1 protein-coding gene is annotated in these 1,049 nt (G+C 41.1%); it reads right to left on the reverse strand.

Going from position 1 to position 1,049, the window contains the following annotated elements:
• Window positions 1-283 precede the first annotated feature (283 nt).
• Entirely contained in the window at window positions 284-901 is a 618-nt protein-coding gene (locus BLS65_RS17835; RefSeq protein WP_092441133.1) for a hypothetical protein, read from the reverse strand.
• Window positions 902-1,049: the final 148 nt, after the last annotated feature.

Consider the following 1,049-nt stretch of genomic DNA (forward strand, 5'->3'; position numbering starts at 1 on the left):
AAATGCACCTAAAAAAGTGGCACAACTTCGACCGAAACGCCTGGCACAACTTGAACCGAAATGGGTGGCACAACTTCGACCGTTTTATCTAGTTTAGCAGTCTCTCCTAAAATAATGCCTAACGGTGGCGCTAAGTTTTGTTGCCGATTGCGGGCGATTTCCTTCGGGGTTATTCGCTTCGCTTATGAGCCCTTCGGGGTTCTCGCTGAACGCAACGTGCGGTTTAAAGGCTCAGCTATTAATGCCTGCCGTTTTTTTTCCTTAAAAGGGTTTGTTTAGGTTGCTAATTATCGGCTAAAGGCGGATTGTTTTCATTAATCCGTTTTCTACAAATAAATTCTATGTCAGCTGCATTTCGAACCCCTGATATATAAATAACTTCGGGTATAAAGGTACTAGAACCGTCACGTCCTTTTGTTGGAACTCCTGTTCGGAGTTCCAGTGCAAGGTCGCCCCTGTTTATATTAAGCTCGGCAACTCCCGCAAACTGTTCCCATCTATATGTTTTCACATTCCCCTTAAAATAGTGTATTAACCGAGTGCTTGTGGCTACAAAATAGCCCCCACCTTGAAAAAGGGAATAAATGCCCCATACTAACATTCCAAATCCAGCTAAAAGGAATATTCCAATAATTATTGCAGGAAAGACCATCCAACCAATATCGAAGAACGTAGCTTTAGGAATATTACTTATTTCAGCGTTTAAGTCCGTAGTTTGAAAAAGCGGTTGCAAAACTACGAACCCAATAAGTCCAACAAATCCTGTCAGTCCAACTCCCCAACGAATAAGGCTAAAAGATTCTTTTATTGATTTAGAGCGACTAGTTTTTACCGAAAAGTCCACTTTTTCGGCTCCAATTATACTTGTAAATTCCCTCGGTAAGTCTACATCATTCATCATAAACTATAGTTTTTGTTAAGAGGAATTATTCGTAGAAAAATCAATTCCGTTGTGATGTAGATAAAACGGTCGAAGTTGTGCCACCCATTTCGGTTCAAGTTGTGCCAGGCGTTTCGGTCGAAGTTGTGCCACTTTTTTAGGTGCATTT

The organism is Williamwhitmania taraxaci (genome assembly GCF_900096565.1).
In the GTDB taxonomy this organism is placed as follows: domain Bacteria; phylum Bacteroidota; class Bacteroidia; order Bacteroidales; family Williamwhitmaniaceae; genus Williamwhitmania; species Williamwhitmania taraxaci.

Bases quoted from the DNA above. Each gene is read 5' to 3' on its own strand.
- BLS65_RS17835 (WP_092441133.1), bottom strand. From the start codon at position 901: ATGATGAATGATGTAGACTTACCGAGGGAATTTACAAGTATAATTGGA.